The sequence below is a fragment of the Exiguobacterium sp. genome, assembly GCF_020832205.1.
GTDB lineage: Bacteria > Bacillota > Bacilli > Exiguobacteriales > Exiguobacteriaceae > Exiguobacterium.
On the sequence record NZ_JAFIFD010000034.1, the window covers coordinates 1 to 5,734 of the forward strand.

At 51.2% G+C, this 5,734-nt stretch carries 7 protein-coding genes; 3 read left to right on the forward strand and 4 right to left on the reverse strand.

What is annotated here, in order from left to right:
- The 4 genes from JJU47_RS08560 to JJU47_RS08575 all read right to left on the reverse strand — a co-directional run.
- A partial coding sequence (locus JJU47_RS08560; RefSeq protein WP_228618254.1) for a helix-turn-helix domain-containing protein occupies window positions 1–342 on the reverse strand: 342 nt, incomplete at its 3' end.
- Window positions 343–503: 161 nt separating this feature from the next.
- Window positions 504–1,496: a Gfo/Idh/MocA family protein gene (locus JJU47_RS08565; protein WP_228618256.1), complete on the reverse strand. Its 993-nt coding sequence runs from the start codon at window positions 1,494–1,496 to the stop codon at window positions 504–506.
- Between the two features lie 58 nt (window positions 1,497–1,554).
- On the reverse strand, window positions 1,555–2,043 hold the full coding sequence (locus JJU47_RS08570) for a GNAT family N-acetyltransferase (protein WP_228618258.1): 489 nt from the start codon (window positions 2,041–2,043) through the stop codon (window positions 1,555–1,557).
- Between the two features lie 80 nt (window positions 2,044–2,123).
- Entirely contained in the window at window positions 2,124–2,552 is a 429-nt protein-coding gene (locus JJU47_RS08575) for an OsmC family protein (RefSeq protein ID WP_228618261.1), read from the reverse strand.
- A 92-nt stretch (window positions 2,553–2,644) separates the two neighbouring features.
- Here JJU47_RS08575 and cls point away from each other — a divergent pair, with 92 nt between their 5' ends.
- The 3 genes from cls to JJU47_RS08590 form a co-directional block, all read left to right on the forward strand.
- Window positions 2,645–4,102, forward strand: a complete 1,458-nt coding sequence (gene cls, locus JJU47_RS08580) for a cardiolipin synthase (RefSeq protein WP_228618263.1) — start codon at window positions 2,645–2,647, stop codon at window positions 4,100–4,102.
- Between the two features lie 77 nt (window positions 4,103–4,179).
- Complete coding sequence (locus JJU47_RS08585; RefSeq protein ID WP_228618265.1) at window positions 4,180–5,169, forward strand: hypothetical protein; 990 nt, start codon at window positions 4,180–4,182, stop codon at window positions 5,167–5,169.
- A gap of 253 nt (window positions 5,170–5,422) precedes the next feature.
- Window positions 5,423–5,734: nitrogen regulation protein NR(II) (locus JJU47_RS08590; protein WP_228618267.1), on the forward strand; the 312-nt coding region annotated here is incomplete at its 3' end.

A 5,734-nucleotide genomic window follows, 5' to 3' on the forward strand; every position in this document is an offset into this window, starting at 1 on the left:
GTTCGTCGTGTAGGATTGGACGGGGTTCCGCTTCGACTTGAACCGTGGCCGTTCGTTCTGCTTCTTGAAGAAGCGGTCGTACGCCTCGGCCAGATGTTTGACGCTGTTTTGCACAGACGTGCTATCGACTTCCTTCAGCCAGTCGAACTGTTGCTTCAAGATAGGAATTTCTTTCGAACAAGAGCCGTAGGACAGTCCTTTTCCAGTCGTCTCGTAGGTTTCTTCCCACTTCGCTAAGAAATGGTTGAAGACGAAGCGTGAACAACCGATCGTCTTGGCGATCAGCATCTCCTGTTCCGTTGTCGGATAGATTCGGAATTGATACGCTTTATGCTTCAACATGGTGTTCACCTCCTTTAGGTATTTATACCCAGAAGGAAGGGTGGCGATTCATCCCCCACTTTCACGAGGGCTTCGCCCGCCACGTTTAGAAGTGGGCGTATTCTCGCCTAATTTTGATAAAAAAATCGGAAGGCCACATCTCGTGGTCTTCCGATTTTTATTTAAAAAGCCATCGTTTTTTGCTCTTCAGAAGAAGCTCTGGCGAGTTCGATGACACGCGTCGTCAACAACGCGTCAGTGAGCGGGACGAGCGGGCGACGCGACACGTAGCTCGCCGCTAACTCGCGATAAAAATCAAGATAACGGCCCGTCTCGATAGCGACCGCGCTCGACTCTTCCCGGGTGAGCGTCCCGGTCTCAAGTACATCAGCTGTGATGGTTCCGTTGCGAAGGGCCGCTTCCTGCGGATCTAATCCGTACTTGATGAAACTGCCTTCTGTCCCGTGCAGTTCGAACCGGGGCGCCTCGCCGGCGATGAACGGATTAGATCGCAAATAAACCCGCTTTTCCCCGTATAAAAGGGTGATCATGAACCCATCATCGGATTGACCACCTTCCCGTTGCACCATCACGTCGGCTTGGACGCGCTCCGGTACGCCGAACAAGACGAGCGCTTGGTCAATCAAATGACTGCCGAGGTCAAATAATATCCCGGCACCCGGTCCTGCATTTTCACGCCAGCGATCGCGGACATGCGGGCGGAACCGATCGAACCGAGACTCGAACACTTTCCATTCTCCGACTTGTCTCTCTTCCAACAATGATTTGACGGTCAGGAAATCGCCATCCATCCGTCGATTTTGAAACACGTTGACGATGCCAGGGCTGTTTTGTTCGAGTGTGCGGAGCACTTCTCCTTCCGCTGTCGTCAAAAAGGCCGGTTTCTCGACGAGAACGTCTTTTCCTGCCGCTAGACAGATGCGAATCATTTCTTTATGTAAATCAGATGGCGTCGTAATGACGAATAGCGTCGCTTCACTCGAGAGTGCGTCCTCGAGTGTCCCGAACACATCGACGTTCGGAAGCTCGCGGCGGACATCTTCCGGACGAGATGAGACGACACCCGTCACCTCATATAGGTCCAACTCGTTTAAAAACGGCAAATGAAACGTTGTCGCCGAAAATCCAAATCCGACTAAAACCGTTTGAATCATATAATCTCCTCCTTCACTTCTGTCTTCAGTATAGCAAAAAGAGAGGTCGATTGACCTCTCACGCACTGACGCTCTCCTCGAGCCCGTATTCAAATGTGTTGTACCCGTTCCGTGACCCGACGAAGACGAATCCGAAACGTGGATAATAATCGTTCAAGAAATCGTTGTCCGCGACACAGTCAAGACGGATCGGCTCGGCGCCGTCCGCTTCTCGGAGGACATGCTCCATCAACTGTTGCCCGACACCTTGGCCTTTCAGCTGTTCGCTGACGACGATGCGATGGATGTATTGACCGCGCTCGCCATCTTCCCATAATTGATGGTCCCACTCGTCCGGTGGAAGCAAGGCGATCGAGGCCAATACAGCGTCCTCTTGCTCATATACGTAAACGTCACCGCTAGCGATGTCCGTCTCGACGCGTTTCAATAAATCTTGCTCCAAATATTCAGTCCATTGGTCGCTGCCTTGTTCATTAAGCGCTACGGCTCGTTGTTCGATTAAGTTCGCGATGTTTGAGGCATCGCGTTTCGTCGCGAGTCGAATCATAACGTCCTCCTTTAGTTATACAGTATTTGAAATACCAATATAACGGACGTTTCCGACCGATTTCAACCATCTTGCTTCATTCACGTGCGAAACAAGACGACCTCGCCGCCGTTCAGTTGATAACTGTACGTGAGCGTCGCGTTCAAACTATGAGAAACCGAACAATACCGGTCGACCGACAACTCAATGGCACGGCGTACACGCTCCTCAGGCATCTCGCCTTCTAGGACGTACAGAATGTGGATCGCGGTGAACCGTTTCGGATGTTCCGTCGCCCGCACCCCGTCGATCTCCATCTCGAATGATTCAAGCGGCAAGCGCATCTTGTGGAGAATCGAGACGATGTCAATCCCGGTGCATGCCGCTGTCGCCTGCAACAGCATCTCGGTCGGTCGCGGACCTTGATTCAATCCGCCGACGTCTTCGCCCGCATCTAGCGTGACGCGATGGCCTGACGGTGTGAGCGATTCAAACGCCATCCCTTGTCTCCAATTCACTTTCATGTTCATCTATATCTCCCCCTTTGTTTCGATAGCATACTATTCCCCCGAATGAGGTATGATAAAGCTAGAAGTATAATTTGTCGTTAGGAGTGTGCCTTATGGATTGGTCCGTCATTTTTAGTTGGGGTCTGTATATCGTCCTCGGATTGAACTTATTATTCGCGCTAGCCGTCATTTTCGCAGAACGCCGTGATGTCGGGGCGACGTGGGCCTGGTTGCTCGTCTTGTTTTTCTTGCCGATTCTCGGATTTATCGTGTACTTATTCCTCGGAAGACAATTGAAGAAAGATAACTTCTTCAATTTGAGCGTCGAGGAACGCTCGTTCCACTCGCTTCAAGTCGAGAGCCAGATTGAACAGTTACGACGGAAAGAGATGACGACCGAGCAACCGCTGTTTGAGAAATATGAACAGTTGCTCGAGATGAACCTCCGTTCTTCGAAGTCGCTCGTCAGTGTCCACAACAAATCAGCCATCATGCACGACGGCGAACAGAAATTTAAGGCGCTCATGGACGATATTCGCAACGCAGAGACCGAGATCAACGTGCAATACTACATCATTCAGCGCGACGCTCTCGGTAAAGCGCTCATCCACGAGTTGATCGAACGGGCCAAGGCCGGAGTGAAAGTACGCCTGTTATATGACGCCGTCGGTTCCCGCAGTTTGCGCAACTCCGACTTTAAAGAACTGATCGCCCATAACGGTGAAGTCCGTGTCTTCTTCCCACCGACACTCGGGCTGATCAATTTCAAACTGAACAACCGAAACCACCGTAAGCTCGTCATTATCGATGGAAAAATCGGCTACGTCGGCGGTTTCAACGTCGGTACGGAGTATCTCGGCCTCGTCGAGAAGTTCGGATATTGGCGCGATACCCATCTCCGTGTCGAAGGGGACGTCGTCTACCACCTTCAACATCGTTTCATCTTAGATTGGAATTATTCCGGGCACGACAAACACGACCCGGAGAACACGTTCTGCTTCGCCCGTCACGACATCAAAGACAAGTCACCGATGCAAATCGTCACGAGTGGACCGAACTCCGACACGGAACATTTGAAAAATATGATGATCAAAATGATCATGTCGGCCAAAAAGCGGGTCATCATTCAAACGCCATATTTTATCCCGGATCCAAGTTTCATGGACGCCTGTAAGATGGCGCTCCTCTCCGGTGTCGAGATGGACATCATGATTCCCGGTAAACCCGACCATCCGTTCGTCATGTGGGCCTCGCTATCATTCCTCGGCGAGTTGTTGGACTACGGGGCGAACGTCTATATGTATGACGAAGGTTTCTTGCACGCGAAGACGCTCGTCGTCGACGACGAGATTGCGACGGTCGGGACGACGAACTTGGACGCCCGCAGCTTCCGGTTGAACTTTGAAGTGAACGCCCTCATCTACGATCAAGCCGTCGCTTTACAACTCGCTTCGTTATTCGAGTCAGACATCGCCGTCAGCCGGCGGTATACGGTCGAGGATTACGCCGAACGAAAATGGACAGTCCGCATGCGAGAAGGCGTCTCGCGGCTATTGAGCCCGATTTTATAATGTCAGTGTGGTCCGTTTCTAATTATAGAGCGGACTTTTTAGTTCAGATAAAGATTCCAACATGAGGAGGACGTGGGATGTCAATCCAATCAACATGTGAAGCCTGTATGCGCCGAGCAGTCGACGTCATTGAGACGAACGACGACCCGGTTCAACCGTACCACCTCTGCGCCTCGTGCCACGAACGGCTTCATTCATATGCCCTGCGGCCGATTGAGTGGTACAACTTGGCGAGTGTACATACTTCGTTCAAACCGCTGTTGCATGACGACTTATATGATGAAGATGGCACGGCGTGTCAACCGGAAGTAGAAGTCGTTGTCACGAAGCAAGACAAAGCGCCATCACTCGAAGACGTCCAAAGCGACGTCCAGACGCTCCTCTCGTTCGCCGTCTCAAGATGGTTTGTAGAGGACGATGTCGTACATGCATTGAGACGCCATGACGTGCTCGAGCTGTTTGATGCCCTCAAAACGAGATATGAAGACACATCAAACGCTGACGTGAAAGCTCGCCTGCTCGAAATCGTCGCTGACGTTATGAACATACCGGCAGCCGACTGGATACGCGGTCTTTGGCATGATTTTGACGTGCAACTACTCGATTCACTCGCTGCTGCGACGGCGAGCAGTCTGCCGACCGAAGAAGGCTTACGACTCGTTTATGGGCAGTTAAGTAAAACCAATCCAAAAGACCTCCCACACCTCGCATTCTTATGTTTAAATCGCTTCCAATCCCCAGACGTGCTCGATTGGATCGAGTTAAACTGTGACGCATTCGACAGCAACTGGGCGAGCCTCGCCGCCGTCAGCATGCCGACGTGGCACAGAATAAAAACTTGGCTAAAATGTGGAAGGCCGCTCAGTTTAGTTGCACTCGAAGCGATGGTCAGTTGCGCAGAAGGCTATGGTGGATTTTATGTCGAGAGTCAAGCACCCCGAATTCTCGAGACGCATCTCGACGAAATTGAGCCGGTTTTGACCGAGTTTGAACGAAACGACGCCGTACCCCGAGTGAGACGACAGCTTGCGATCATCTTACAAAACAAGGAAGGCATCTTTACGTGACACAAATCAAGAGAAGGAAGAGATATGCGCAGATGCATATCATTTCCTTCTCTTTGTCTGTCGGCTAGCAATACGAGAATCGATTTTAGTATGGGTTTTGAATAATCCTTGACAGTTTTTTAGATTCAACACATTTCTCTATCTTTTGAGCTAATTTATTTCCAATTGAGGGTATAAAGTATCAATACGAACGTCCTAAGCTTTCATTTTCCACCCGGAAAGGAGGAAGTATGCGTTCGCGCATATGTCACATATGGCTGATCCTAGAGAGCATCAAGATGCAATTGCAGCACGAATCGATCCTTCCTCATGGGACGAACTACCGGTTGGCCTGTTCGCGTTCGATCTCGCCGGACGCATCATCAGTTATAACGATGCGTTCCTCGGTTTGTTAGATGTGTCCGCAACGACCGAGTTGGCGTTTGAGCGTTGCACGTCACCCCATCTGAATTTAGTCGAGGCATCACACCGGGTTCTCTCCGGGGAGACGGTCCGCGTCTCGGGCTGGTTCCAAGCTCCGAATCGACCACCCCGTTTCATCCGGGCGACGATGTCTCCGAGCGCC

What these genes read in the sequence shown, in the direction of transcription:
- cls (WP_228618263.1), top strand. Translation starts at nt 2,645, where the DNA reads ATGGATTGGTCCGTCATTTTTAGTTGGGGTCTGTATATCGTCCTCGGA.
- JJU47_RS08585 (WP_228618265.1), top strand. Translation starts at nt 4,180, where the DNA reads ATGTCAATCCAATCAACATGTGAAGCCTGTATGCGCCGAGCAGTCGAC.
- JJU47_RS08570 (WP_228618258.1), bottom strand. Translation starts at nt 2,043, where the DNA reads ATGATTCGACTCGCGACGAAACGCGATGCCTCAAACATCGCGAACTTA.
- JJU47_RS08565 (WP_228618256.1), bottom strand. Translation starts at nt 1,496, where the DNA reads ATGATTCAAACGGTTTTAGTCGGATTTGGATTTTCGGCGACAACGTTT.
- JJU47_RS08575 (WP_228618261.1), bottom strand. Translation starts at nt 2,552, where the DNA reads ATGAACATGAAAGTGAATTGGAGACAAGGGATGGCGTTTGAATCGCTC.